General features: G+C 72.2%; 25 protein-coding genes. 12 read left to right on the forward strand and 13 right to left on the reverse strand.

The genetic code is table 11. The annotated features are described in order from the left end of the window. The first annotated feature begins 5 nt into the window (after window positions 1–5). Together ACH54P_RS18595 and ACH54P_RS18600 are read left to right on the forward strand one after the other, a co-directional pair. Window positions 6–962, forward strand: a complete 957-nt coding sequence (locus ACH54P_RS18595) for an ATP-binding cassette domain-containing protein (RefSeq protein WP_489914388.1) — start codon at window positions 6–8, stop codon at window positions 960–962. Next, entirely contained in the window at window positions 962–1,765 is an 804-nt protein-coding gene (locus tag ACH54P_RS18600; RefSeq protein ID WP_489914390.1) for an ABC transporter permease, read from the forward strand. The genes ACH54P_RS18595 and ACH54P_RS18600 overlap by 1 nt, the downstream gene beginning before the upstream one ends. A gap of 6 nt (window positions 1,766–1,771) precedes the next feature. On the opposite strand, the gene map is transcribed toward ACH54P_RS18600, so the two are convergent. From map to ACH54P_RS18615, 3 genes are all read right to left on the reverse strand, one after another. Next, complete coding sequence (gene map / locus ACH54P_RS18605) at window positions 1,772–2,629, reverse strand: type I methionyl aminopeptidase (RefSeq protein ID WP_489914392.1); 858 nt, start codon at window positions 2,627–2,629, stop codon at window positions 1,772–1,774. Window positions 2,630–2,652: 23 nt separating this feature from the next. After that, window positions 2,653–4,443: a penicillin-binding transpeptidase domain-containing protein gene (locus tag ACH54P_RS18610; protein WP_489914394.1), complete on the reverse strand. Its 1,791-nt coding sequence runs from the start codon at window positions 4,441–4,443 to the stop codon at window positions 2,653–2,655. Window positions 4,444–4,505: 62 nt separating this feature from the next. Beyond that, window positions 4,506–5,360, reverse strand: coding sequence for a GNAT family N-acetyltransferase (locus ACH54P_RS18615; protein ID WP_489914396.1), 855 nt, complete (start codon window positions 5,358–5,360; stop codon window positions 4,506–4,508). A 99-nt stretch (window positions 5,361–5,459) separates the two neighbouring features. On the opposite strand from ACH54P_RS18615, the gene ACH54P_RS18620 reads away from it, so the two are divergent. After that, window positions 5,460–5,666 carry a DUF4177 domain-containing protein gene (locus ACH54P_RS18620; RefSeq protein ID WP_489914398.1) on the forward strand — a complete coding sequence of 69 codons (207 nt, stop codon included), beginning with the start codon at window positions 5,460–5,462 and terminating at the stop codon, window positions 5,664–5,666. Between the two features lie 66 nt (window positions 5,667–5,732). Here ACH54P_RS18620 and ACH54P_RS18625 read toward each other — a convergent pair whose 3' ends face one another. Together ACH54P_RS18625 and ACH54P_RS18630 are read right to left on the reverse strand one after the other, a co-directional pair. Continuing rightward, complete coding sequence (locus ACH54P_RS18625) at window positions 5,733–6,125, reverse strand: VOC family protein (RefSeq protein ID WP_489914400.1); 393 nt, start codon at window positions 6,123–6,125, stop codon at window positions 5,733–5,735. After that, window positions 6,122–6,928: a helix-turn-helix domain-containing protein gene (locus ACH54P_RS18630; RefSeq protein WP_489914402.1), complete on the reverse strand. Its 807-nt coding sequence runs from the start codon at window positions 6,926–6,928 to the stop codon at window positions 6,122–6,124. The genes ACH54P_RS18625 and ACH54P_RS18630 overlap by 4 nt, the downstream gene beginning before the upstream one ends. A gap of 81 nt (window positions 6,929–7,009) precedes the next feature. Between ACH54P_RS18630 and ACH54P_RS18635 the strand changes: the two genes are divergently transcribed. Continuing rightward, window positions 7,010–7,264, forward strand: coding sequence for a hypothetical protein (locus tag ACH54P_RS18635; protein ID WP_086853692.1), 255 nt, complete (start codon window positions 7,010–7,012; stop codon window positions 7,262–7,264). Window positions 7,265–7,319: 55 nt separating this feature from the next. On the opposite strand, the gene ispG is transcribed toward ACH54P_RS18635, so the two are convergent. The 3 genes from ispG to dxr all read right to left on the reverse strand — a co-directional run bounded on the left by ispG (window position 7,320) and on the right by dxr (window position 11,010). Next, a complete protein-coding gene (gene ispG / locus ACH54P_RS18640; protein WP_489914404.1) occupies window positions 7,320–8,471 on the reverse strand; it encodes a flavodoxin-dependent (E)-4-hydroxy-3-methylbut-2-enyl-diphosphate synthase in 1,152 nt (383 codons plus the stop codon). 118 nt (window positions 8,472–8,589) lie between these two features. Further along, a complete protein-coding gene (locus ACH54P_RS18645; protein ID WP_489914406.1) occupies window positions 8,590–9,804 on the reverse strand; it encodes a M50 family metallopeptidase in 1,215 nt (404 codons plus the stop codon). A gap of 3 nt (window positions 9,805–9,807) precedes the next feature. Continuing rightward, window positions 9,808–11,010 carry a 1-deoxy-D-xylulose-5-phosphate reductoisomerase gene (gene dxr, locus ACH54P_RS18650; protein WP_489914408.1) on the reverse strand — a complete coding sequence of 401 codons (1,203 nt, stop codon included), beginning with the start codon at window positions 11,008–11,010 and terminating at the stop codon, window positions 9,808–9,810. 94 nt (window positions 11,011–11,104) lie between these two features. On the opposite strand from dxr, the gene ACH54P_RS18655 reads away from it, so the two are divergent. Continuing rightward, a complete protein-coding gene (locus tag ACH54P_RS18655; RefSeq protein WP_003057577.1) occupies window positions 11,105–11,362 on the forward strand; it encodes a DUF2631 domain-containing protein in 258 nt (85 codons plus the stop codon). A 25-nt stretch (window positions 11,363–11,387) separates the two neighbouring features. Further along, window positions 11,388–12,047, forward strand: coding sequence for a peptidylprolyl isomerase (locus tag ACH54P_RS18660; RefSeq protein ID WP_489914410.1), 660 nt, complete (start codon window positions 11,388–11,390; stop codon window positions 12,045–12,047). 1 nt (window position 12,048) lies between these two features. On the opposite strand, the gene ACH54P_RS18665 is transcribed toward ACH54P_RS18660, so the two are convergent. The 3 genes from ACH54P_RS18665 to pdxR all read right to left on the reverse strand — a co-directional run bounded on the left by ACH54P_RS18665 (window position 12,049) and on the right by pdxR (window position 17,650). After that, window positions 12,049–14,232, reverse strand: coding sequence for an nSTAND3 domain-containing NTPase (locus tag ACH54P_RS18665; RefSeq protein ID WP_489914412.1), 2,184 nt, complete (start codon window positions 14,230–14,232; stop codon window positions 12,049–12,051). A gap of 62 nt (window positions 14,233–14,294) precedes the next feature. After that, complete coding sequence (locus tag ACH54P_RS18670) at window positions 14,295–16,064, reverse strand: MFS transporter (RefSeq protein WP_489914414.1); 1,770 nt, start codon at window positions 16,062–16,064, stop codon at window positions 14,295–14,297. 125 nt (window positions 16,065–16,189) lie between these two features. Next, window positions 16,190–17,650 carry a MocR-like pyridoxine biosynthesis transcription factor PdxR gene (gene pdxR, locus ACH54P_RS18675; RefSeq protein ID WP_489914416.1) on the reverse strand — a complete coding sequence of 487 codons (1,461 nt, stop codon included), beginning with the start codon at window positions 17,648–17,650 and terminating at the stop codon, window positions 16,190–16,192. A gap of 28 nt (window positions 17,651–17,678) precedes the next feature. On the opposite strand from pdxR, the gene ACH54P_RS18680 reads away from it, so the two are divergent. Together ACH54P_RS18680 and ACH54P_RS18685 are read left to right on the forward strand one after the other, a co-directional pair. Then, on the forward strand, window positions 17,679–18,479 hold the full coding sequence (locus ACH54P_RS18680; RefSeq protein ID WP_489914418.1) for an L-histidine N(alpha)-methyltransferase: 801 nt from the start codon (window positions 17,679–17,681) through the stop codon (window positions 18,477–18,479). Further along, window positions 18,476–18,712 carry a hypothetical protein gene (locus tag ACH54P_RS18685; protein WP_489914420.1) on the forward strand — a complete coding sequence of 79 codons (237 nt, stop codon included), beginning with the start codon at window positions 18,476–18,478 and terminating at the stop codon, window positions 18,710–18,712. Before ACH54P_RS18680 ends, ACH54P_RS18685 begins: the two co-directional genes overlap by 4 nt. On the opposite strand, the gene ACH54P_RS18690 is transcribed toward ACH54P_RS18685, so the two are convergent. Next, window positions 18,637–21,882, reverse strand: a complete 3,246-nt coding sequence (locus ACH54P_RS18690) for a tetratricopeptide repeat protein (protein ID WP_489914422.1) — start codon at window positions 21,880–21,882, stop codon at window positions 18,637–18,639. The genes ACH54P_RS18685 and ACH54P_RS18690 overlap by 76 nt on opposite strands. Before the next feature lie 238 nt (window positions 21,883–22,120). After that, window positions 22,121–22,849, reverse strand: a complete 729-nt coding sequence (locus ACH54P_RS18695) for an alpha/beta fold hydrolase (RefSeq protein ID WP_489914424.1) — start codon at window positions 22,847–22,849, stop codon at window positions 22,121–22,123. 46 nt (window positions 22,850–22,895) lie between these two features. Here ACH54P_RS18695 and ACH54P_RS18700 point away from each other — a divergent pair, with 46 nt between their 5' ends. The 4 genes from ACH54P_RS18700 (at window position 22,896) to ACH54P_RS18715 (ending at window position 26,209) form a co-directional block, all read left to right on the forward strand. Next, window positions 22,896–24,158 carry a cytochrome P450 gene (locus tag ACH54P_RS18700; protein WP_489914426.1) on the forward strand — a complete coding sequence of 421 codons (1,263 nt, stop codon included), beginning with the start codon at window positions 22,896–22,898 and terminating at the stop codon, window positions 24,156–24,158. Then, complete coding sequence (locus ACH54P_RS18705; RefSeq protein WP_489914428.1) at window positions 24,158–25,051, forward strand: LysR family transcriptional regulator; 894 nt, start codon at window positions 24,158–24,160, stop codon at window positions 25,049–25,051. Before ACH54P_RS18700 ends, ACH54P_RS18705 begins: the two co-directional genes overlap by 1 nt. Window positions 25,052–25,168: 117 nt before the next feature. Continuing rightward, entirely contained in the window at window positions 25,169–25,357 is a 189-nt protein-coding gene (locus ACH54P_RS18710) for a hypothetical protein (protein ID WP_489914430.1), read from the forward strand. 105 nt (window positions 25,358–25,462) lie between these two features. Next, the gene (locus ACH54P_RS18715) at window positions 25,463–26,209 is read left to right on the forward strand and encodes an SDR family NAD(P)-dependent oxidoreductase (RefSeq protein ID WP_489914432.1); all 747 of its coding nucleotides are present in this window, start codon (window positions 25,463–25,465) and stop codon (window positions 26,207–26,209) included. The last annotated feature ends 64 nt before the right edge of the window (window positions 26,210–26,273 follow it).

Below are 26,273 nucleotides of genomic sequence, written 5' to 3' on the forward strand. Positions count from 1 at the left end.
GATCCATGCCAGACGCCATCGTGGCCGAGGGACTGGTCAAGAAGTACGGGAAGGTCACCGCGCTCGACGGGATGGACCTGCGGGTCCCGGAGGGCACCGTGCTCGGCGTGCTCGGGCCGAACGGTGCCGGGAAGACCACCACCGTCCAGATCCTCACGACGCTGCAGAAGCCGGACGCGGGCCGGGCGACGGTCGCCGGGTTCGACGTCGTGCGGGACGCGCACGAGCTGCGTTCGCACATCGGCGCCTCGGGCCAGTACGCCGCCGTCGACCAGGAACTCACCGGGGCCGAGAACCTCGAGATGGTCGGCAGGCTGTACCACCTGGGTACCAAGCGGGCCAAGGCCCGCGGACGTGAACTGCTGGCCCGGTTCAGCCTGGCCGACGCCGCCGACCGCCCGGTCAAGGGCTACTCCGGCGGCATGCGGCGCCGGCTCGACCTGGCGGGCGCGCTCGTGGCCAACCCGCCGGTGCTGTTCCTCGACGAGCCCACGACCGGGCTCGACCCGCGGGCCCGCACCGAGCTCTGGGACGTCATCACCGAGCTGGTCGCGGGCGGCACGACGCTGCTGCTCACCACGCAGTACCTCGAAGAGGCCGACCGGCTCGCCGACAGCATCGCCGTCGTCGACCACGGGCGCGTCATCGCCCGCGGTACCGCCGACGAGCTCAAGGACCTCGTCGGCGGCGAGCGGATCGAGCTGGTCGTCGGCACCCACGCCGACGTCGCCACCGCGCGGCGGGCGCTGGCCCGGCTGGCCAGCGGCGAGCCGCAGGCCGAGGGCTTCCGGCTGACCGTGCCCGTGACCCACGGCGCGAAAGCGCTTACCGAGACCCTCGCCCTGCTCGCCGCGGAAGGCGTCGAAGCCCGCGACGTCGGGGTCCGGCGTCCGACCCTCGACGACGTTTTCCTCACCCTCACCGGCCAGGAACCGGCCGAAACCGCGAAGGAGGCCGTGTGATGAACGCGGTGCAGCTGGCCGTCACCGACGGCGTGACCATCGCCAAGCGCAACTCGATCAAGATCTTCCGGTCGCTGGACCTGCTCGGGTCCCTCGTCTTCACGCCGGTGATGTTCGTGCTGCTCTTCGGCTTCGTGTTCGGCAGCGTGATCGACATCCCCGGCCTGTCGTACCGCGAGTTCATGCTGCCGGGGATCTTCACCCTCGCGGTGGCCATGGGCGGGATCGTCACCGGCTACGGGCTGACCGACAACCTGCAGAAGGGCATCATCGACCGGTTCCGCTCGCTGCCGATGTCACCGGCGGCCGTGCTGATCGGGCGGACCACCGCCGACCTCATCCTCAGCACGGCGAGCCTGCTCATCATGGGACTCGTGGGTCTCCTGGTCGGCTGGCGCATCCACACGAGTGTCCTCGAAGCGCTCGGCGGGGTGGTGCTGCTGCTCGCCTTCTCCTACGCGCTGTCGTGGGTGATGGGCGCGCTCGGCCTGGCCGTGCGCAAGCCCGAGGTCTTCAACAACGTGTCGATGGTGGTGATCTTCCCGCTCACCTTCCTGGCCAACACGTTCGTCGACAGCGGGCGGCTGCCCACGCCGCTGCGGGTGATCGCGGACTGGAACCCGGTCTCGGCGGTCACGCAGGCGGCGCGGGAGCTGTTCGGCAACACGAGCGCGGCGCTCCCGCCGCGCGACGTCTGGCCGATGCAGCACGCCGCGCTCGCCTCGGTGCTGTGGATCGCGCTGCTGCTGGTGATCTTCGTGCCGCTTTCGGTGCGCTGCTACAAGAAGGCCACCAGCCACTGACTCGGCTCAGGGCAGCGTCAGGATCTCGCTGCCGTCGGCCGTCACCACGAGGGTGTGCTCGAACTGGGCCGTCCACTTCTTGTCCTTCGTGGTGACGGTCCAGTCGTCGGCCCAGATGTCGTAGTCGATGGTGCCCAGGGTGATCATCGGCTCGATCGTGAAGGTCATGCCCTCCTCGATCACCGTGTCGACGGAGGGCTCTTCGTAGTGCAGCACCGTCGGCGGGGTGTGGAAGGCGGGGCCGACGCCGTGGCCGGTGAAGTCGCGGACCACGCCGTAGCCGAAGCGCTTGGCGTAGGCCTCGATGACCCGGCCGATCACGTTGAGCTGGCGGCCCGGCCGGACCGCCTTGATCGCCCGCATCGTCGCCTCGCGGGTGCGCTCCACCAGCAGGCGGGCCTCCTCGGAGACGTCGCCGGCCAGGAAGGTCGCGTTGGTGTCGCCGTGGACGCCGCCGATGAACGCGGTGACGTCGATGTTGCAGATGTCGCCGTCCTCGATCACCGTCGAGTCGGGGATGCCGTGGCAGATGACCTCGTTCAGCGAGGTGCAGCACGACTTCGGGAACCGGCGGTAGCCCAGCGTCGAGGGGTAGGCGTGGTGGTCGAGCAGGAACTCGTGCACCACCTTGTCGATGTCGTCCGTGGTGGCGCCCGGCTTGACGGCCTTGCCGCCCTCCTCCAGCGCCTGGGCCGCGATGCGGCCCGCCACCCGCATCGCCTCGATCACCTCGGGCGTGCGCACGCCGTTGCCGGTGTCCCGTTTCGGCGCCGGCTTGTCCACGTATTCGGGACGGGCGATGGAGCTGGGGACGGCACGGCGCGGCGTCTGGACGCCGGGAACCAGCGGGGCACGAACGGACATGCCCCCACCTTACGACGGCCCCCTCAGCCGATCCCCGCCAGGAACCGGTGTGCCGCCTGCACCGCCGGTTTGGACGACCCCGCCTCGGTCAGCAGGACGGCGAACGCCAGGTCACCGCGGTAGCCGACGAACCAGCCGTGCGAGCGGGAGCCGTCGCCGAACTGGGCGGTGCCGGTCTTGCCGGCGACGTCGGGGAGGTCACGCAGGCCGGTCGCGGTGCCGGTGGTGACGACCTCGCGCATCATCCCGCGCAGCGCGTCGAGCACGTCCTGGGAAGGCGCGTCGCCGACGTTCTTCGTGGTCGCGGGCATCCCCCGGACGATCGACGGCGTCGGCACCTTCCCGGCCTGGACGGTCGCCGCGGCCAGGGCCATGCCGAACGGGCTGGTCACCACCGTGCCCTGGCCGAAGCCGTTCTCCGCGCGCTGGACGGCCGAGTCGCTCGCCGGGACGGCGCCGGTGACCGTGGTCAGGCCGGGGACGACGAAGTCCGCGCCGAGGCCGAAGGAGCGGGCGGCGTCGGTCAGGGCCGCGGCCGGGAGCCCGGCGGCGAGCCGGGCGAACGTCGTGTTGCAGGACCGCGCGAACGCCGTTTCGAGCGGCACCCGGCCGAGGTCGAACCGGCCTTCGTTCGGCACCACCCGGTTCTCGATCACCGTGGTGCCGGGGCAGTCGACGGGGCTGCCGGCGTCGACGTCACCCGCCGACAGCGCGGCCGCCGCCGTGATGATCTTGAACGTCGAACCGGGCGGGTAGCGGCCGGACAGGGCCAGCGAGCCTTCGGCGTTCGCGGCGTCGTTCTGCGCCACGGCGAGGATGTCCCCGGTCGACGGCTGGAGCGCCACCAGCGCGGCCGGGTAGTCCTCGGTGTCGAGGGCCTTCTCGGCGGCGTCCTGGATCCGCGAGCTGAGGGTGCTGGTGACCGCGGGCGCGGGCCGCGGCGGCTCGGCCCGCAGCTCGGCGACCTCGCCGCCGGTGACGTCCCGGGTGACGATCCGCCAGCCCGCCGCCCCGGCCAGCTCCTGCTCGACGAGCGCGCGGATGGCCGGCAGCACCTGCTGCCCCGACCCGCGGGTCACCGGCAGCAGCCGTTCCTGGCTGGCGAACCGGACGCCGGGCAGGTCGTAGATCACCGACTTCACCCGCTGGTAGTCGCCGGCGCGCAGGGTGATCACCGGGTAGGCGTCCCCGGGCTTGGTCTTGTTCATCCCGTCCAGCACCGACCGGCCCGTGACGGACGGCTCGAACCGGTGCAGCGCCTTGGCCAGCGACCCCGCGACGGCGCTCGCGTCGCCGGTCTTCTGCGGGTCGACGACCACGCCGATCACGGTCTGCGGGCGCATCAGCGGCACGCCGTCGCGGTCGAGCACCGGCGCGGTGTCCGGCAGCTGGGGCAGCAGGCCGAGGGTCTGGCCGACGGCCAGCTGCGGGTGCACGACCGTCGGCTGCCAGTGCACCTGCCAGCCGTTTTCGGCCGCCCGCAGCTGCGCGTCGGCGCGGTAGGTCCAGGTGCGGCCGTGCGGCAGGTGCCAGGTGAGCTGGTAGCCGGCGGTGACGGTGTCGCCGTCCGGCTGCTTCACCTCTTCGTCGTCGACGTCCAGGCCTTCCGGCTCGAGGACCCCGCGCACCTGCGTCAGGACGGTCTTCGCCGCGTCCGGCGAGTCGGTGGCCGCCGCCGCGGCGTCGACGTCGCCGGCCGCGACGGCGTCCAGGAACGCGGAGAGGGCGTCCTCGGGACCGTTGCCCGAGCACCCGGCCGTGGTCGCGGCGGCGAGCAGCAGCACCGCGAGGGCACGGTGTCGACGTGCGCTCATGGCGGGATGATGCCTGGTCAGGGCGGTGCGGCCGGGGGTGAAACGCCGCCACGGAAGAGTGGCTAGAAGAGGACCGTCGCGTACTGGCCGACCTGTTTGAAGCCGATCTTGCGGTAGGCCGCGAGGGCGGGGGTGTTGAAGGCGTTGACGTAGAGGCTGGCCGTGCGGCCCAGGCCGCGGACGAGCCGGTTCACCACCGCGGCCGTGCCGGCGGTGCCGAGCCCGTCGCCCCGGCGTGCGGGGTGCACCCAGACGCCCTGGATCTGCCCGACGGTCGCCGACATCGCGCCGATCTCGGCCTTGAAGACGACCTCGCCGTTCTCGAACCGGGCGAACGCGCGCCCGGCGCCGATCAGCTCGGTGACGCGGGCGCGGTAGCTGGCGCCGCCGTCGCCGCTGCGCGGGTCGACGCCGACCTCCTCGATGAACATCGCGACGGCCGCGGGCAGGTACCGCTCGAGCTCGTCCGGCCGGACCGGGCGGACCAGCGGATCGGCGGCCACCAGCGGCGTGCTGTCCAGCGCCATCAGCGGCTGGTCGTCGCGGACCTCGCGGGCCGGGCCCCACTCGTCGGTGAGCTCGTCCCACAACCCGAGCACCTGCTCGGCCGGGCCGACCAAGGAGGAGCAGGTTCGCTGGCGGCGCAGCGCGCGGTCGGCGAAGGAGCGGAGGGCGGGCGCGTTGCCGCGGAGCGGGATGAGGTTGGGCCCGGAGAAGCACAGCCCTTGGAGCCGCCCGGCGCGAACCGGGCGGCTGTCGGCGGCCCAGAGCTCACCACCGAGCCGCCACGGATCAAGGCCCGCAGCCTCGACCCGGGCGCTGACCATGCAGCTGCCCACCGGGTCGGCGGCGAGCGCGGCACGGACCGCCGGATAGTCCCGATCATCGAGCAGCCGTGCACCTGCAAGCCGCAACACGGGCTCCAGGGTGCCAGATGAACAGCCGAAACGGAACGCGAGGCTCTCGACACGCTGGGATGAAGAGCCCCAGGTCGGGCTCGCGGGCAGGATGGAGGCATGCAGCGCTACACGTACAAGGTCGTCGAGGTCCGCGAGAAGCTGCTCGGCGGCAAGATGTCCGGCGGAAAACTCGAGAAGCTGCTCAACGACCACGCGGCCGACGGGTGGCAGCTGAAGGCCATCACCTCCGCCGAGGTGAAGGGCCGGGTCGGGCCCGGCGGGGTCGAGGGACTGCTGGTGACCTTCGAGCGGCCGGTGCAGTAGCCGGGGCCCGGCCGAACGTCGTGAACGACAGTCCACGACGTTCGGAGCCCGGGTGCCCGGCTCCGGTCAGGCCGCGCCGCGGTAGGTGCCGATCGTCCACGAGTTGCCCTCCGGGTCGCGGAGGCTGAACGTGTGCGAGCCGTATTCGGTGTCGGTCAGCTCGGCCGTGATCTCGGCGCCCGCGTCCTTCACCCGCGCGTAGATTTCGTCCACCTTGTCGGAAACGACGTACGCCGCGCCGGTACCGGGCTTCATCGCGTCGTGCACGCCGTCCGGCGGGCGGACGCTGCCCAGCATCACCGCGCCGCCCTCGGGCCAGCGCAGCTCCGCGTGCGCGATGAGGTCGCCTTCGGGCACCACCAGCGTCTCGGTGAAACCCAGGACGTCGACGAGGAAACGGACCGCGGCCGGGGCGTCGTCGTAGCGGAAGGCCGGCCAGACATTCGGTTCAGGAGTCATGCGGGCGAGTCTTGCCCGGCCGGCGTCCCCTCGTCTTGGAGGAACGGGAGCTCCTCGGCGATCCACGTCCCCGGCGTGCACCCGGCCAGCGCGTGCCACTCGTTGGTCAAGTGCGCCTGGTCGTAGAACCCGCACTCGACGGCCAGCTCGGCCAGCCCGGCGTGTCCCCGGCGCAGCAGCCGCGCGGCCCGCTCGAACCGCAGCACCCGCGCCGCCTGCTTGGGGGCCAGCCCCAGCTCCGCGCGGAACCGCTCGCCCAGGTGACGACGGCTCCAGCCGACCTCGCCGGCCAGCTCCGCCACGCGCACCCGGCCGTCGGCGCCGCGCATCCGGCGCCACGCCTCCCCCAGCTCGGGCGGCGGCGCCACCGGCTCCACGGCACGGGCGGCCAGGACGTCGTCGAGCAGCGTGAACCGCTCGGCCCACGTCGGCAGCTCCCGCAGCCGCTCGGCGAGCGACCCGAGGCCGAACTCGGCCAGGTCGGCGACCTCGCCGCTCAGCTCCGCCGCCGTGACGCCGAACAGGGTGCGCACGCCCAGCGGGTCGAGCTCGAGCTGCAGCCCCTCCTGCACGCGGTCCTGCCGGATCAGCACCGCGCGCGTGTGCAGCCCGCCGACCAGCGCCTGCAGGCTGTGCCCGGCCATCCGGACCGGCCCGGCCAGGCTGATGACGAGCGTCACATGCCGCGACGGCAGGCCGCGGTGGACGGCCAGCGTGACGTCGTCCTGCGCGTACCCGACATAGCGCGTGACCAGCGGCCGCACCACGGGGTGCGGCTCGCGGACGGCCCAGGTCACGGTCACGAATGCCAGCGTAATCGTCACCACCGGCGGTGCGGGGTCTGCTAACACGGAGGTGCGTCCCCACCGCGGAAGGAAACCCCGATGACGATCCAGGAGCAGGCGCAGCAGCTGGAGCTGCTCGCCGACCAGGTGCCCACCGGCATCGCGCTCGCCACGAAGAGCGACCTCGAAGACCTGCAGGCCCAAGTGCTCGGTCTGCTCGGGGAAACCTCGTCCGCGACGGCGATCCAGGGGGCCATCCAGCTCGCGTCGCAGCAGATCGACGAGGTCGCGGCGGCGCTGGAGAACGTCCGGCTGCAGATCCGCGACGCCGCCCAGCACCACCTGCAGGGCTGAGAACGCGCTGAAGCCCTCCTCACCGGCGAGGTGAGGAGGGCTTCAGCGGGAAAACTCAGCCCGCGGTGACGACGGGAGCGCCCTCGCCGAGGGTTTCGCCCGCCTCTTCGGCGATGCGCATCGCCTCTTCGATGAGCGTCTCGACGATCGCGTGCTCGGGCACGGTCTTGATGACCTCGCCCTTGACGAAGATCTGGCCCTTGCCGTTGCCGGAGGCGACGCCGAGGTCGGCCTCGCGGGCCTCGCCCGGGCCGTTGACGACGCAGCCCATGACGGCCACGCGCAGGGGGATCTCCATGCCCTCGAGCCCGGCGGTGACCTGTTCGGCGAGGGTGTAGACGTCGACCTGCGCGCGCCCGCACGACGGGCACGACACGATCTCCAGCTTCCGCTGCTTGAGGTTGAGCGACTGCAGGATCTGGATGCCGACCTTCACCTCTTCGACCGGCGGCGCGGACAGCGAGACGCGGATCGTGTCGCCGATGCCCTGGCGCAGCAGCGCGCCGAACGCGACGGCCGACTTGATGGTGCCCTGGAACGCCGGGCCGGCCTCGGTGACGCCGAGGTGCAGCGGGTAGTCGCACTGCTCCGCGAGGATCTCGTAGGCGCGCACCATGACCACCGGGTCGTTGTGCTTCACCGAAATCTTGATGTCGTGGAAGTCGTGCTCGGCGAACAGCGACGCCTCCCACAGCGCCGACTCCGCCAGCGCCTCCGGCGTCGCCTTGCCGTACTTGTCCATGATCCGCTTGTCCAGCGAGCCCGCGTTGACGCCGATCCGGATCGGGGTGCCGTGGTCCCTCGCCGCCTGCGCGATCTCCTTGACCTGGTCGTCGAACTTCCGGATGTTGCCCGGGTTGACGCGCACCGCGGCGCAGCCGGCCTCGATCGCGGCGAAGACGTACTTCGGCTGGAAGTGGATGTCCGCGATCACCGGGATCTGCGACTTGCGCGCGATCGCCGGCAGCGCCTCGGCGTCGTCGGCCGACGGGCACGCCACGCGCACGATGTCGCAGCCCGCCGCGGTCAGCTCGGCGATCTGCTGCAGCGTCGCGTTGACGTCGGAGGTGAGCGTCGTCGTCATCGACTGGACGGAGATCGGGAAGTCGCTGCCGACGCCGACCGAGCCCACCTGGAGCTGGCGGGTCTTGCGGCGCTCGGACAGGACGGGCGGGGGCAGGGCGGGCATACCGAGTGCGACGGTCACGGCTTCCAGCGTACCTACCCCGACCGGGCCACCTTCACCATGTCAACCGTCACGGTGAGCAGCGTTACGGCCTGTGCGACCCGCCCCGGAGGGGCCGGAACCCCTCCGGGGCGGGGCACTACTGCAGGCGAATCGGGTTGACGATGTCCGCCGTCACCGTGAGTAGGGTCACCGCGCCACCGATGAGCACCAGGACCATCGTGATCCCGGACAGCTTGGTGTAGTCCACCGGACCGCCGGCCGCCTTGCCCCGCAGCCCGCGGATCCAGTCGCGGACGCGCTCGTACCAGACGACCGCGATGTGCCCGCCGTCGAGCGGGAGCAGCGGCAGCAGGTTGAACACGCCGATGAAGAAGTTCAGGCTGGCCAGCAGGAAGAAGAACAGCACCCAGATGCCCTGCTCGACCGCTTCGCCGCCGATCCGGCTCGCGCCGACGACGCTGACCGGGGTGTTCGGGTCGCGCTCGCCGCCGAAGATCGCGGTGACCACGGCGGGGATGCGCTCGGGGAACTCGACGAGCCGCTGCGCGGTCTCGGCGAACATCGTGCCGGTGAAGCTGAACGTCGCGCCGATCGCGGCGACCGGGCCGTACTGCGTGGTCATCGCCGGCAGCTGCGGGGAGGCGCCGATCATGCCGACCTCCTTGACGCCGGTGCTGCTCCAGCGCTGCACCTTCGGCACGTCGACGGTGAGCGAGAGCCGCTGCTCGCCGCGCTGCACCTGGAACACGGTCGGGCCGCTGGTGGCCTGCACGGCGGCGAGCATGTCCTCCCAGGTCGCGACCGGCTTGCCACCGACGGAGAGGACCTTGTCGCCGACCTGCAGCCCGGCCGTCTTCGCCGGGGTCAGGGCACCCGGCGGGCAGCTGGTGTCCTTGGCCTGCGCCTCCGTCGTGGTCGAGCGGGCGCAGGAGGTCGACGCCAGCACCGGCTCGGTCGCGGTCGGGGTCAGGTTCGGCAGCCCCATGGTCACGGCCATCAGGTAGAGCACCACGAAGCCCAGGATGAAGTGCGTGATCGACCCGGCGGACATCACGACGGTGCGCTTCCAGGTCTTGAACCGCCACATCGCGCGCGGCGCCTCGTCCGGCGTCACCTCGTCGAGGGCGGTCATGCCGGCGATGTCGCAGAACCCGCCCAGCGGAATCCACTTCAGGCCGTATTCGGTCTCCCCGCGGCGCCAGGAGAACACCGTGGGCCCGAAGCCCACGAAGTACCGGCGGACCTTCATGCCGAAGGCCTTCGCGGTGACCATGTGGCCGGCTTCGTGCAGTGCGACGGAGACGCAGATCCCCAGTGCGAAGAGCACCACACCGATGATGTAGGCGAGCACCCGCTACTTCCCCTCGATGATCGAACCGGCCCGCGCGCGAGCCCAGCGCTCGGCGGCGAGTACGTCCTCGACGTCGCGAGGTTCGCGACGCCATTCGTCGGCGGCTCCCACCACCTCGGAAACAGTGTCCACTATCGACGTGAAGCGGGTGTTCTGCGCGAGGAAGGCGGACACGAGCTCCTCGTTCGCGGCGTTGTACACCGCGGGCAGGCAGCCACCCACCGTGCCGCAGTGCCGGGCCAGCTCGACGGCCGGGAAGGCCTCGTCGTCCAGCGGCTCGAAAGTCCAGGTCGCGGCCGTGTCCCAGGTGCAGGCGGGCGCGGCGCCGGGCACCCGGTCGGGCCAGTGCAGGGCGAGCGCGATCGGCAGCCGCATGTCGGGCGGGCTGGCCTGGGCGATCGTGGAGCCGTCGGTGAAGGTCACCATCGAGTGCACGATCGACTGGGGGTGCACGGTGACGTCGATCCGCTCCGGCGGGATGTCGAACAGCAGCGCCGCCTCGATCAGCTCGAGCCCCTTGTTGACCAGGGTGGCGGAGTTGATCGTGATCAGCGGGCCCATCGACCACGTCGGGTGCGCCATCGCCTGCTCGACGGTGACGCCGGCCAGCTCGGCGCGCTTGCGGCCGCGGAACGGGCCGCCGGAGGCGGTGAGCACGAGCCGGGCCACCTCGCTCCGGCTGCCCGCGCGCAGGGCCTGCGCGATGGCCGAGTGCTCGGAGTCGACGGGCACCAGCTGCCCCGGCTTGGCCGCCGCGAGCACCAGCGGCCCGCCGGCGATGAGCGACTCCTTGTTGGCGAGCGCGAGGGTGGCGCCGGTGGCGAGCGCCCGCAGCGTCGGCTCGAGGCCGCGGGAGCCGGGCAGCGCGTTGAGGACCGTGTCGACGGGCACGGAGTCGATCAGCTCGGTGACGGCGTCGGAGCCCGCGAAGAGCCTCGGGAGCTTGAACTCGCCCTGGTCGTAGCCGCGCTTCTGCGCCTCGGCGTACAGGGCGAGCTGCACGTCCTCGGCGGCGGTGGCCTTGGTCACGGCGACGGCCTCGACGCCGTGGGCGAGCGCCTGCGCGGCGAGGGCGGCCGGATCGGCCCCGCCGGCGGCGATCCCGGCCACGCGGAACAGGTGCGGGTTGCGCGCCGCGACGTCGAGGGCCTGCACGCCGATGGACCCGGTCGAGCCGAGCACGAGAACGCTTCGCGAGGTAGTCATCGCCGGTCATTGTCGCGCGGGGCGTCTCCGCGGCGCACCCGGAGGTGTGGGATCATCGGCGGGTCCGAGGTTCACGGGGTTTGAGGAGTTCATCGTGGCAGGCAAGGCGGTCGAGAAGAGGCGGCCCGAGGTCGACCCGCGCGACGAGCCGTCCGCGGCCTGGGGCTGGCACGGCTCGTTCCCGAAGGCCACCCGCATCGCCGGCTGGGTCAGCGCGATCATCCTGCTGGTGATGATCAAGGGCAACCACGAGAACAACACCGAGAACGTCTGGCTGGTCGGGCTCTCGCTGTTCCTGATCCTCCTGCTGGTGCTGGACATCCGCAAGCAGCGCACGGCCTGGCGCAAGTAGTTCGTCAAGCGCTAACGTCCCGGGCATGAAGCTGCGCTGGGGTCTGGCTCTGGTCGGTGTGCTGGGCGCGTTGCTGGTGGCTCCGGCCCCGGCGTCCGCCTCGGTCCCGTTGGTCCGCTGTTCGTTCACGCCGACCCCGGACAACCCGGCGGCGCGGCCGGTGGTGCGCCCGGCGCCGTTCGCTCTGACCCGCGGGACCGTCGATGTGACGTTCCGGTTCAACTACGGCCCGGTGACGGTGCGGCTGAACCGCGCCGGAGCGGCTCCGTGCGCGGTGCACAACATGGTTTCGCTGATTTTGCAGCGGTTCTACGACCGGTCCCGGTGCTGGCGTCTGTCCAACTCCGCTCGTCTTGGTGTCCTCCAGTGCGGGGACATCTACGAAGTCGAGAAGGGCGGGCCGGGGTACAAGTTCCCGGACGAGGTTTCAGGGACCGAGACCTACCCGCGCGGGACTGTGGCCATGGGGAACCAGGGGCCGGGGACGAACGGGTCGGAGTTCTTCATCGTGCATTCGTTCGCGAACATCCCGGCCAATTATTCGGTGCTGGGGACCGTGGTGCGCGGGATGTCGGCGCTGGATCGGATGGTCGCGGACGGGATCATTCCGACCGATCCGAACGGGCCTTTGGACGGCGCTCCCGCGAAGCCGGTGAAGATCCAGCGCGCCTCTGTCGGCTGGTAGGTCAGTCGGACGCCAGCAGAACCCGCAGCTGTTCGATCACCGCCGAAGGATTCTCCTCCCCTTCACCCGCATGGCCCACCCGGCGGGACTCGAACTTGGGGGCGAACGCCTCGTCGCTCCGACGGGATTCGGCGGCCACGGCCGCCTCGGCGGCTTCGAACTCCCGCGGACGATCGTGCGGTGCGTGCGCTTTGATGACGTTGAGGGCCCAGCGCAAGTCGTACCTGCCCCACCCGGCAAACCCCTCGCGGGCGAAGCCGCGGACGAGGTCACGCGCACAGCCGACCACGAAAGCCTCGACCTCCGCGACGAGCTGACGCGGCAGCAGCTCGGACGCCAGGACCGTGGCCAGCAGGTCGGCGAGTTCCGCGAAGGTTCCCGCACGACCCGGACGGAAGTCGTCGAGCACCTCCAGGTCCTCGACCACGTGCTCGGCGAGCGGCGCCGAGCGCAGGCAGTCGGCGTGCGAGAGCACGTCCGTCACGTGCGCGATCCAGCTGGACCGCCCGAAGTGGGACGCCGAGCCGAGGGAACCGCTGCCGTAGGGACACGGCGCGACCAGGCACTTGAGCACGACGTCTGCCATCACCTGCGTCCGCTCGCCCAGTTTCCGGATGATCAGACCGTCCAGCACGTTCAACCCGACGATGAACAGGCGAGCCAGGCGCTCCGGGTCTTCCAAGCTGTCGATCAGCGCGTCGAGATCACAGCGGCCCCGGTGCAGCCGGCCCTCGAGGTACTCCTGGACAGACGCGTTGTGCAGGCCCACCCAGGGCTGTCCGGCACCGTGGTCCCAGATCGTCACCAGAGCTCCGTCGAGCACCTTGAGGGACCGGTGGAGTACCGGCAGGGCGTGCGGTGCATCGATGGCCCTGGCGTACCGCCGCCACACGCCGGCCAGCTCGTCCACGGAAACACCCGATTCGACGTCGAACACCGAGAGCAGTTCGAGGACGTGCACACACGCGTCGTCCAGCTCCTGCTCGACCACCCGTTCCCAGACTCGCTCCGGCTCTCGGAAGTTCGCCAGCATCTGCTCCGCGACGCGCGTCGTCGGAGTTCCGGAGAACCCGCTGAGCCCCAGGGTCCGCTCGGCCAGCCGGGGATTGAAGTGGTCGCTGTGCACCAGGCCGGCCCAGGTGCTCCGGTCGCCGAAGCGCCGTTTCTCGGCGGCGGGGATCCCGGAATGGTGGACGAGGCTGTAGAGGATCTTCGCGGCCAGATCGGCATCGAACCCCATCGGGTTCACGAAGTACAGGATCGGCGAAAGATCGGCGTCCCCGAGGGAGCCGTACATCTGCTCGGCCTGCTTGAACAGGTAGTCACGGGTCGTCAGCACGAGCCGCTTCCCCCGCGTCCGCCGGACGCGTTCGATGACCTGCAAGAGACGGCTGTCTTCGTTCTTCCCCAGCTTGTCGCCGAACGTACTGCGCCCCAGGAAGTCGTCGTAGTAGAAGAACTGAGGGAGGTCGTCCCGCCATGCCGCGTTGATTTCATCGGCGTCTCGCGAGATTTCGACGAGTTCGTACCCCTGGTGCCGATACGTCGCGGCGAGCATCTTGGCGATGGTGGTCTTGCCGATGCCCGGACCCCCGGTCACGATGCAGACGGCCTGCTCGGACAGCCGCCGCTTCGCCTCGGAAAACGCCGGGGTCGGCACGAAGGTCAGGGCGCGGCCCTCGATGTCGGCGAGCAGATCCGCGGACCGGATCAGGCTTTCCTTGCGCAGGAGCGACTGAAGCACCCCGGTGCTGCTCAGCCACAACCGGAAGTGCCGTTCGACGATTTCCCGGCGTTTCCGAAGCTCTTCGACGAGCTGCTCGGCGCCGTAAATGTCGCCCGGGCTCGTGACGTGGGGTGCGAGGCCGGCGGCGAGCTTGTCCTTGGCCGCCGCGGTCAGCTCGACGCTCGTCGCGAGGAGGTACCGGGCGGGCTTGAGCGCCGAGATCTTGGGAAGCTCTTCCCTGAACATCGTCCTCACCAGCCGGGCCGCGTTGCCGCGTGGCCAGTGCTTGCACTGGACGATCGTCGTGCTTCCGTCGTCCGCGACGTGCCGGAGGTCGATTCCGAGGTCTCGTCCCTGCGGGAAGATCTCGAAGGAGAGCCCGGTGATCTGCTCGAAAAGATCGCGGCAAACCGTTTCGAAGTCGTAGGGGCTCAGCCGTCCGAGGTCGAAAGCGTCCACCGGGGGAGTGTGCCAGCCACCGGCCGGGTGCCACCGCTTGGTGACACCCGGCCGGTGGAAGATCAGCGTTCCGTCGAAGGCGACACCAGTTCGCTCGGCCCGCTCCCCGATTCCCCGGCCACCGCGGCCAGTTCCTCCCCCACCGACTCGCCCTTCGAGGGGCGGGGGTTCTTCGTCAGCAGCGAAGCCACCGCGCCGATCAGGCACACCACGATCGCGAAACCGAACGCCACCGCCAGGCCCGACTGGAACGGGCCCGAGATCAGGTTCGGGAAGAAGCTGCGGCCCGTCAGGAACGACGCCTGGTCCGGCGGCAGGGACGACAGCTGGCCACCGAGCAGCTGCTGGATCGGGTTGTAGCCCAGGAACGCCGCGAACAGCACCGCCACCGCCGGGAGGTTCGCGATCTGCGCCGCCTCCGAAGCCGGGACGCCGTGCGCGATCAAGCCTGCGCTCATCGTCGACGGCAGGCTCGAAGACAGGCCCGCGATGATCAGGCTGAAGAAGAAGCCGATCGAGAGGACCATCGCCGCGTTCTGGAAGGTCGTCATCATGCCCGCGCCGGAGCCTCGCGCGTCGGCCGGGAGGCTGTTCATCACCTCCGCGCGGTTCGGGGAGGCGAACATGCCCATACCGATGCCGTTCAGGAGCAGGATCCCGGCGAACGCCCAGTAGTCGAAGTTCACCGGCAGGAGGATCAGCAGCAGGAACGTCACCGCCGTGATGAGCAGGCCGCTCGAGGCGAGCAGGCGGCTGCCGATCCGGTCGGACAGCACGCCGGACGCCGGCGCCGCCAGCAGGAAGCCCACCGTCATCGGGAGCATGTAGATGCCCGCCCACAGCGGGGTCTGCTCGAACGTGTAGCCGTGCTGCGGCAGCCAGATGCCCTGCAGCCAGATGATCAGGATGAACTGCAGCCCGCCGCGGCCGAGCGACGCCGTCAGGTTCGCGACGTTGCCCCAGGTGAACGAGCGGATCCGGAACAGCGACAGCCGGAACAGCGGGTTGTCGACCTTCGATTCGATGATCACGAACGCGATCAGCACCGCGATGCCGCCGATCAGGCACGAGAGCACGAACGGGCTGCCCCAGCCGGTCGGCGACGACCCGTACGGCTGGATGCCGTAGGTGATCCCGATCAGCACCGCGATCAGGCCGACCGCGAAGGTGATGTTGCCCCACCAGTCCATCCGCGCGTGCTTGCGGACGCCGGTGTCGTGCAGCTTGAGGTACGCCCAGATCGTGCCGATGACGCCGAACGGCACCGACACCAGGAAGATCAGGTTCCAGTCGACCGGGGCCAGCACGCCGCCGACGACCAGGCCGAGGAACGAGCCCGCGATGGCCGCGACGCCGTTCATGCCCAGCGCCAGCCCGCGCTGGTTGGCCGGGAAGGCGTCGGTGAGGATCGCCGAGGAGTTCGCCATCAGGAAGGCGCCACCGACGCCCTGCACGATCCGCCAGCCGATCAGCCACAACGCGGCCGCGTCGCCGTCGAACCACGTGACGGCCAGCATGACCGAAGAAACGGTGAAGACGGCGAAGCCGAGGTTGTACATCCTCGCGCGGCCGTACATGTCGCCGAGCCGGCCGAAGCTCACCACCAGCACCGCGGTGACCACGAGGAAGCCCATGATCATCCACAGCAGGTAGCTCGTGTTGGCCGGTTCCAGGGGGTTGATCCCGATGCCCTTGAAGATGTCGGGCAGCGCGATCAGCACGATCGAGGAGTTGATCGTGGCGATCAGCATGCCCAGCGTCGTGTTGGACAGCGCGATCCACTTGTACCGCGGCCCCAGTTCCGCGATCGAATACGTCCGGCGTTCCGCCACTGTGCAACCCTTCTGCTCGCCAGTCCCTTAGCTAGGCTAAGCAACTTGCTTGCGTATGGCAACCAAGTTCCGGAACTGCCTGCGAGAGCATGATCACACTCACTTGACCGTCCTTTGAGGACCCTTTACCGAGCCCGCAGGAGCCTTCCCAGCAGGGCGACGCCCTCGGCGATCTCGCCCGCCGTCCGGGCCGCGTACCCCAGCACCAGGCCAGGACGCCCGGGCCGTTGCCGGTGCCACGACAGCGGCTGCACCTTCACCCCCTCCGCCAGCGCGGCCGCCGCCAGCGCGACGTCGTCCAGCTCGGTGCCGAACGTGATCGTCAGGTGCAGGCCCGCCGCCGCGCCGTGGACCACCGCTTCCGGCAGTTCCGAAGAAAGGGCGCGGATCATCGCGTCGCGACGGCGGCGGTGCCGCGTCCGGACCACCCGCAGCTGCCGCTCCAGCTCGCCGGTCTCCATCAGGCGGGCCAGCACCAGCTGGGCCAGCACCGCGTTGCCGAGGTCGGCGAACCGCTTGGCCGCCACGAGGTCGTCGCGGAAGCGGGGCGGCGCCAGCAGCCAGCCGACGCGCAGCGCGGGTGCCAGCAGCTTCGAAACGCTGCCCGTGTAACAGACTTCGGGCAGCATCGAGCGGACCGCGGGCACCGGCGCGCGGTCGTACCGGTGCTCGGCGTCGTAGTCGTCCTCGACGACGATGCCGCCGTCGGCCGCCCAGCGCATGAGGTCGCGCCGGCGGTCGCCGCCGAGGACCACGCCCGTCGGGAACTGGTGGGCGGGGGTCAGGAGCACCGCCGGCGCGCCGAGGGCACGCAGCTCGGCGACCCGCACGCCGTCGTCGTCCACCGGCACCGGCGGGGTCGCCAGGCCGCAGTGGTGCAGGTGCTGGCGCGCGCCGAGCGAGCTCGGGTCCTCGACGGCGATTTCGGAGAGACCGTGCTGCCGCAGCACCTCCCCGAGCAGCGTCAGCGCCTGCGCGACCCCGGCGACCACGATGATCTCGCCCGGGTCGGCCCGGATCCCCCGGTTGCGCGCCAGCCAGCGCGACACCGCGAGCCGCATCGCCGGCGCCCCGCGCGGGTCGCCGTAGCCGAAGTGCGACGGCTCGAGCTCGTCGAGCACCGCGCGCTCCGCCTTCAGCCACGCCGCGCGCGGGAACGCCGTCAGGTCCGGCACGCCGGGGGTCAGGTCGATCCGGGCCGGCATCGCGCGGATCTCGTCGAAGACCTCGACGCCGGGCAGCGGCGTGATCACCTTCGCGGGCTGCCGAACGGGCGCGGGGTCCGGCGGCAGCACCGGCGCCGCCACCACGACGGTGCCCGCCCGGCCGCGCCCGGCGGCGTGGCCGTCGTCGATCAGCCGCTGGTAGGCCTCGGTGACCACCCCGCGCGACACGCGCAGCTCGGCGGCCAGCACCCGGGACGCGGGGAGCCGGCCGCCGATCGGGAGCCTGCCGTCGGCGACCGCGGCGCGCAGCCGCCCGGCGAGCCAGTCCGCGAGCCCGCCCGGCGGCGCCTCGCGGACGTCGAGCTGGAGGAAGTCGGACCCTATGGACCCCTCCGGATGGTGGGTTTTGGCTCTGTCCATCGGACCATTGTCGCAGCACGCTGGACCCATGGACACCACCTACGTGCACGGATACACCGCCCCCGAGGCCCGCCGCCTCGGCGACCAGGCCGACACCCTCGCCGACCTGCTGCACGCCGGGACGGCCTACCCCGACGGCAGCCGCGTGCTGGAGGTCGGCTGCGGCGTCGGCGCCCAGACCGTCCACCTCGTGGCCCGCAGTCCCGGCGCGCACCTGACCGCGGTCGACGTCTCCGCGGAATCCCTCGCCCAGGCCAAGGCCAGAGTCGGCCCGCGGGCCGACTTCCGCCGGGCCGACCTGTTCGACCTCGACGGCGAATACGACCACCTCTTCGTCTGCTTCGTGCTGGAGCACCTGCCGGAGCCGGAGAAAGCGCTGGCGCACCTGAGAACCCTGCTGCGGCCGGGCGGCACGATCACCGTCATCGAGGGCGACCACGGCTCCGCGTTCTTCCACCCGCGCAGCGAGCACGCCCAGGCCGCGATCGACTGCCTCGTCCGCCTCCAGGCCGACGCCGGCGGCGACGGGCTCCTCGGGCGCCGCCTGTACCCGCTGCTCGCGCAAGCCGGATTCGGTGACGTCGCACTGGAACCGAGGACCGTCTACGCCGACGCGTCGCGGCCCGAGCTCGTCACGGGGTTCACCCGCGACACGTTCATCGCGATGGTCGAAGGCGTCGGCGCGGCCGCCGTGTCCGGGGGGCTCGCCGACGAGGCGGGCTGGGCGCGCGGCATCGCCGACCTTTACCGCACCACCAGGGAATACGGGACCTTCCATTACACGTTCTTCAAGGCAACAGCACTCCGCACTCCGGGAGGAGCGTCATGATCATCGCCGTTCTCGCCGCCGCCGTTCTCGTTGCGTGGGCCCTGGACCGCGCGTACCGCCGCCGCCCGTACCCGCGCAACCGGCTGGCCGGCAGCACCGACGTCTTCGACCGGGACGCCCAGCGGCTCGAAGGCGACCTGGTCGCCGACGAACGCCACTACCCCGCGACGCGCTCCAGCGCCGCCAAGTGGTCCTTCACGCGGATCAGGCCGGGGACGCATTCCCCGGCGTAACAAGCCAACGCGCGTTCCCAGTGTTCGCGCGCGGCCTCCGGGTCACCGAGTCCACAATGGACTTCGCCGAGCCCGCAGTGGGCCCGGCCCTGCTCGGGACCGCAGCCCGTTTCCTTGGCCACGGCCAGGGCTTCGCGGTGGTACGCGAGCGCGTCCGGCGAAGCGCCGCGTGCCGACGCCAGGGCACCGAGGCTGTTGAGCACGCGGGACTCCACGCCCCGGTCGCCGCATTCGCGGGCCAGGCCCAGCGCCTCTTCGAGGTGCTGGGCCGCTTCCGCGTGCCGGCCCTGCGCCAGCCGGACGTCGCCGAGGTGCTTCAGCGCGACGCTGCGGTTCGGCGGGCTTCCGGTCTCCTGCGCGATCTCCAGCGCCCGCTCGAGGTGCGCGGCGGCCTCGGCGTACCGGCCGCGCGCGTGTTCGACGTCGCCGAGGATGCCCAGCGCGTACCCCTCGCTCACCCGGACACCCATGGCGCGGAAGTGTTCCAGGCCCTCCCGCAGGGCCCGGACCGCTTCGTCGTGGCGCCCCAGCGCCGACAACGCGTCGCCCGTGTTGACCAGCGCGTAGCCCTCGCTCGTGCGGTCGGCGATCTCGCGCGCGAGAGCGAGGGCCTCGCCGAGGTAGCCGATCGCTTCGCCGTAGCGGCCGATGCCGCGGCAGGAACAGCCGAGCACCACCAGCACCAGGCCTTCGCTGGTGCGGTCGCCGGTTTTCCGCGCCAGGGCCAGTGCTTCCGCCGAGTACGTGATCGCCTCGGCGAACCGGCCGAGTGCGCGGCAGACCAGGCCGAGGGTGTTGAGGACGTGGATTTCGGTGCGCCGGTCGCCGGTCTCGCGGACGAGGACGAGCGCTTCCTCCAGGTACCGCCGGGCTTCCCGGGACCGGCCGACCCGCCAGTGGCCCAGCGCGATCAGCGTGAGCGGCTCGGCCTCGGCCACCCGGTCGCCGGCGTCGTGGGCCAGTGCCGACGCGTGCGTGTGCAGCACCAGCGCTTCCTCGTGGTAGCCGCCGACGTCGAGGTAGTGCCACAGGATCCCGGACAGCAGCCGCAGGTGGTCGGCCCAGCCGTGCCGGGTCGCGTGCGCGGCGACGGCCAGGAGGTTGCGGCGCTCGGCCTCCAGCCACGCCGGCGCGTCGAGCACCTTGACGTCGGGGTCGGGCACGTGCGGGCGCAGGTGGCGTTCCAGGGGCAGGACGACGTCCATGGCCTGCGCGGCCGACCGGACGTAGAAGTCGAACAGCCGCTCCTGGGCCGCGTGGCTTTCGGCCGGCTCGGCGGCGGCGAGTTCGGCGGCGTAGACGCGCAGCAGGTCGTGCAGCTGGACGCGGTCGGCCCCGGTCTCCTGCGCGAGGTGGGCGCGCACCAGCGCGCCGGTGAGCCGTTCCGCCTCCGGCAGCGCGACGCCGGCGAGCGCGGCGATCGCGGCGGGCGTCAGGTCGCGGCCCGGGTGCAGGCCGCAGAGCCGGAACACGCGGGCGGCGTCGGGCGCCAGGTGCCGGTAGGACCACGAGAACACGGCGCGGACCGCGGTCAGCGGGTCACCACCGCCGTCGAGCAGGTCGAGCCGCCGCCGCTCGTCGGCCAGCTCGGCCGCGAGCGCGGTGAGCCGCTCCCCCGGCCGGCTCAGGGCCAGCTCCGCGACCAGCCGCAGCGCCAGCGGCAGCCGGGCCGAGTAGCCGATCAGCGCCGCCGTGGCCTCGGGCTCGTCGTCGACGCGGCGGCCGAGCAGCGTCCGCAGCAGGTCACCGGCTTCGGCGTCGGTGAGCAGGTCCACGAGCACCCGGCGGGCGCCGTGCCGGGCGATGAGCCCGGGCAGCGCGTCGCGGCTGGTCACCAGCACCAGGCACGACGGCGAGCCGGGCAGCAGCGGGCGGACCTGCCCGACCGAGCCGGCGTTGTCCAGCACCAGCAGCATCCGGCGGCCGGTGAGCGCGGTGCGGAACTTCGCCGCGCGCTCGTCCGGCTCGGCCGGGATGTCGGCGCCGTCGACGCCGAGGGCCCGCAGGAACCCCGACAGCGCGTCGCCCGGCTCGACCGGCCGGACCGTGCCGTAACCGTGCAGGTCGAGGTAGAGCTGGCCGTCCGGGAACTCCGCCAGGGACCGCTGGGCCCAGTGGACGGCGAGCGCGGTCTTCCCGACGCCGCCGGTCCCGGAGAGGACGGCGATCCGCGCGCCGGTGTCGCCTTCGTCGCGGCGCACGAGGCCGTCCAGCTCGGCCAGCTGGGACGCGCGGCCGCGGAAGCCGGAGACGTCGGCGGGCAGCTGGGCGGGGACGCGGGCCGGCGGCTCCGGGGCGGCGAAGTCCTGCCGCAGCACCTGGCGCTGGGCCGCGCGCAGCTCGGGGCCGGGTTCGAGGCCCAGCTCGTCGGCCAGCCGGCGGCGCACCTCGTCGTACACGTCCAGCGCGGCGGCCTGGCGCCCGGACGCGGCCAGCGTCAGCACCAGCCGGGCGTGCGCGGACTCGTTGAGCGGCTCCTCGGCGGTCAGCACCCGCAGCTGCACCGCCGCGTCCTCGGGGTCCGCGACCCCGGCGTAGGCCATCACGGCCTTGGCGCGCCGCATCGCGAGCGCGAGCCGGGCGGGGTGCTGGCGCAGCCGTTCGACGTCGACGAGCGCCGGCCCGCGCCAGAGTTCGAGCGCCTCGCGGTGGGCGTCGCGCGCGAGGAGGGCCTCGAACCGCAGCAAGTCGAGCTCGTCCTCGCCGGCGGTCAGCCGGTAACCGCCCTTGTCGGTGGCGATGAGATCGGCCGGCCGCAGCGCCCGCCGCAGCCGCGCCACGTAGGTGTGGAGCAGCTCCAGGCACGACGGCGGCGGCTCGTCCCAGATGACGTCGACGAGGTCCTCGCGCCGCACGGTCCGGTTCGGCTGCAGGGCCAGCAGCGCGAGCAGCAGGCGCTGCTTCTCCGCGCCGATCTCGACCGGCTCGGCGCCCCGCGTCACCGTCAGCGGACCGAGGACGCCGATCCGCACCGGCTCCGGCGGGGCTTCGGCAAGCGCTTCCCGCAGCCGCCTCGCCGTCTCCGGGCGGGGACGGCGGACGCTGCCGAGCTCGGCGTTGCGCACCGCGCGCAGGCTCAGCCCGGCCCGCTCGGCGAGCTGGGCCTGGGTGAGACCGGCGAGCACGCGCCGTTCCCGCAGCCATCCGGCGAACGACAGGCCTTCGTCCACAGGCGTCCTCTCCCGCGTGCCCGAGCGGAACGTACCCCTCCAGCATCACGATCGTGCCGCTCCACCTGTACCACCGATCGGCGAAGATAACCGTTTCCGCAGGTACCGACGGTGACGGCGGCGCGGGCCGCGAGTACAGGCATTCGTCCACCGGGTGTTCCTAGGCTTTGCCGGGTCCGTAGTGGCGAGGGGTTCGCGGAGCAGCCGTCGCCTGGGGTACGACGGCTGCTCCGGACCTTCAGACGCCGAACCGCTCCAGCAGGGCACGCACGGCGGCCGGGTCCTCGACGTGCGCGTTGTGCCCGAGGCCGGCGAGGGTGACGGCGTCCGGGTCGAGCGCGCGCAGCTGCTCCGGACGGCTCATCGGGTCGGTCTCGCCCGCCGCCAGCACCACCGGGCACCGCGCCGCGGCGAGCAGGGCCGGCATGTCCGGCGCGCCGACGCCGAACGCGGCCGGGTCCATCGCGAGACGCCAACCTCCCTCGGTCTCGCGGAGCCCGGCCGGGTCGGCGGGCGCGATCCCGAGCAGCCCGGAGACCTTCAGGTACGCCTGTTCGGCGTCCACCCGCGTCTCGAACACCCGGACCGGCCGGGCCGCGAAGGACGCCGCGCGGCCCAGGTCGTCCTGGCTCCACTCGACCTTCACCCCGAGCGCGAGCACGCCGGCGACCTCGACGTCGTACCGGCCGGACGCCAGTTCCAGCGCGAGCACCCCGCCGAGCGAGTGCCCGGCGACGACGAGCGGGCCGGTGTCCGGGAGCGCCCGCGCGATCGCCGCGGTGAGCGTCTCGAAGCTGTAGTGCGGCAACGGCGAGGACGGGCCGTGGCCGGGCAGGTCGGGGACCAGGACGCGCCGGCCGAGCAAGGGGGCGAAGTGGGCCCACACGGCGCCGGTCGCGCCGAGGCCGTGCAGGAGGAGGACGGCCGGTTCGCCCTGGCCGCCGGAGCGCATGTTGAGCGTGTCCATCCGCGCAGCCTCCCAAATCGCCGGTGGGCGCGGCTAGGGTCGGCTCGTGGCGATCACCGATCCGGACACCTACGTGCGGGGTGTCCCGTACGACGAGCTCGCGCGGCTGCGGCGCGAGTCGCCGGTGGTGCGCGTCGGCGACTTCTGGGCCGTGCTGCGGCACGCCGACGTGCGGCGCGTCCTGCGTGACCCCGGCGTGTTCTCCTCCCAGCTCGGCGGGACGCAGATCCGCGACCCGGCGTCGGAGGCGGACCTGGCCTACGTGCGCCGGATGATGCTCAACATGGACCCGCCGGAGCACGGCAGGCTGCGCGGGCTGCTCACCAAGGCGTTCACCCCGCGCGCCGTCGCGAAGCTGACTTCGCAGATCGAAAGCCGGGCGCGAGAGCTCGTCGCGGCGGTCGCCGCCGACGGCGAGTGCGACTTCGCGAAGGTGGCCGCCGACCTGCCGCTGCTCACCCTCGCCGCGGTGTTCGGCGTGCCGGAGCGCGACCGGCGGCTGATGTACGACTGGAGCAACCGCGTGATCGGCTACCAGGACGCCGAGTACGCGGTCAGCGCGACCGTCGACGCGGCGGAGGTGACCGACCTGGCGCGGGCGGCACTGGCCGTCCGCCCGTCCCCCGGCCCGGACGGCTCGATGCCGGACCCGCGGACCCGCGCCGGGATGCCGGACCTCTACGCGTACGCGAACGCGCTGGGCGAGCACAAGCGCGAGCACCCCGGCGACGACGTGATGAGCAACCTGATGCGGCACGTCGGCGACGACGGCGGGCGCGTCTCGCTCGCCGAGTTCGAAAACCTGTTCTGGCTGTTTTCCGTGGCGGGCAACGAAACCCTCCGCAACGGCCTGCCCGGCGGGATGCTCGCCCTGCTGTCGCACCCCGCGCAGTACCGGCGGCTGCTGGCGGACCGGTCGCTGCTGCCGTCCGCCGTCGAAGAAATGCTCCGCTGGTGGACTCCGGTCATGCACTTCAGGCGCACGGCCGTTTCGGACGTCCGGCTGTCCGATGTGGATATCCGCGCCGGGGACAAGGTGGTGGTCTGGTTCTCTTCGGCCAACCGCGACCCCGAGGTGTTCCCGGCGCCGGACGTCTTCGACGTCGGCCGGTCGCCGAACGACCACCTGACCTTCGGCCACGGCCCGCACTTCTGCCTCGGCGCGCACCTGGCCCGCGTGCAGCTGCGGGCGATGTTCGGCGCGGTGCTCGACCAGCTCGGCTTCGTGGAACTCGCGGGCGAGCCGGTGCGGCTGCGGTCGAACTTCCAGAACGGCCTCAAGTCGCTGCCGATCCGGTGGGCCCGCTGATGGAGATCCGTGAGATGCGCGCGTTCGTCGCGGTCGTCGAAGCCGGGGCGATGTCGAAGGCGGCGCGGCAGCTGCACGTGAGCCAGCCGGCGCTGTCCCAGACGATCACCGCGCTGGAGCGACGGCTCGGCGTCCAGCTGCTCGTGCGCACCAGCACCGGTGTCCAGGCGACCGACGCCGGGACGACGTTGCTGGGCGAGGCCCGGGCGGTCCTCGCGCGGCACGACCAGGCGCTGGCCGCGATGGCCCGGCACACGGCGACCGGCGGCGGCGTGCTGCGCGTCGGCGTCCCGCTCGAACTGCCGCCGGACCTGCTGCCGTCGGCGCTCGCGCGGCTGGCGGAGGCGTTCCCGGACACGCGGGTGCAGGCGCGCCACCTGTCGTCGGTGGCGCAGGTGGCCGCGCTGCGGGCGGACGAGCTGGACGTCGGGCTGGTCCGCGAACGCCCGGCCGGGCCCGACCTGGATGCGTCGCTCGTCGTCAAGGAGAACGTGGGTGTCCTGCTGGCGGCGGACCTCGCGGAGAAGCTCGCGGGGCCGGACGGCGTGCGCCTGCAGGACCTGGCCGGGCTCGACTGGTTCGCCTTCGCCCGCGCGGGCAGCCCGGCGTGGTACGACGAGCTGGCGGCGATCCTCCGCAGCCACGGCCTCGACGTCGGCCCCGACGTCCCCGAGGAGCAGCGGCTGATCGTCGAGCTCAAGATCCCGGCGGTCAGCGCGGGCGGGGCCTACGCCTTCGCGCCGCCCGACTGGCCGTACCCGATGCCGGACACCGTGCGGTGGCTGCCGTTGGCCGGGAACCCGATCGTCCGGCGGACCTGGGCGGTGTGGCCCGCGACGTCGCACCGCCGGGACGTCGCGGAGTTCGTCGCGGCGCTGGAAAACGCGGGCTGACCGTATCTGCCCGGCCGTCTCGGCCTCTTTCCCGGCGACGGCGGAGGAAGCGGCGATGTCCGGCGAAGTCGTGGTGACGACCCAGTTCGGCGGCCGGCTCCTCGGAGGTGTCCCATGATGGGCGGCACGCTGGTGCTCACCGACCGGCGGCTCGTGTTCTGCCGCGGATCGGGAAAGTCCGGCCTGGAGTTCGGCATCTCCGCGAAGCGCGGCACGCCGGTCCGGAACCCGGCGAACACCGTCGGCCGCGACCGGTTCCTCGCCGCGCTCGAGGCGGCGGTGCCGGGCCATCACCGCGGCCGATAGCCGGCATAAGGAGCGCCGAACGCGCTCCCGGAAGCCCGGAGGGCCGCTCCCGCTTGAACCCTGCGACCGGGGAAACACCCCGGCGAGTGAGCGGGAGTGAAAGCCATGACTGCAGAACTGTCCGGGACGACGGCGCTGGTGACCGGCGGGACCAGCGGGATCGGCCGGGCGACGGCGGTCGCGCTGGCCGGGCTCGGCGCGCACGTCGTGCTGTCCGGCCGGGACGCCGGGCGCGGCGAACAGGTCGTCGAGACCATCCGCGCGGCGGGCGGGAAGGCCGACTTCGTCGCGGCCGACCTGAAGGACGCGGCGGCGGCGCGGGCGCTCGCCGCCCGGGCGCGGGAGGTGGGCGGGCGGGTCGACGTGCTGGTGAACAACGCCGGTGTGTTCCCGACCGGCCCCACGGCCGACACGGCCGAGGCCGACTTCGACCGCGTCTACACGACCAACGTGAAGGTGCCGTTCTACCTCGTCGCCGAGCTGGCGCCGGAGATGGCCGAGCGCGGCCACGGCGCGATCGTGAACGTGTCCACGATGGTCGCGCTGCGCGGCATGGCGGGAATGGCCCTCTACGGCTCGTCGAAGGCGGCGGTCGAGCTGATGACGAAGGCGTGGGCGGCGGAGTACGGGCCGTCGGGGGTCCGGGTGAACGCGGTCAGCCCCGGCCCGACCCGCACGGAGGGCACCGCGGTCTTCGGCGACGGCCTGGACGAGCTGGCCTCGGCGGGCCCGGCCGGCCGGGTGGCCTCCCCGGAGGAGATCGCCTCGGCGATCGCGTTCCTGGTGACGGAGAAGGCAAGCTTCGTCCACGGCGCAATCCTCCCGGTGGACGGCGGCCGCGCGGCGGTGTGAGTCCGCACGGGACGGCGTCACCGCAGGAAGGTGACGCCGTCCTGGGGGCGCTCGTCCACCGTCT

The sequence above is a fragment of the Amycolatopsis sp. N2S4-7 genome, from assembly GCF_058119595.1.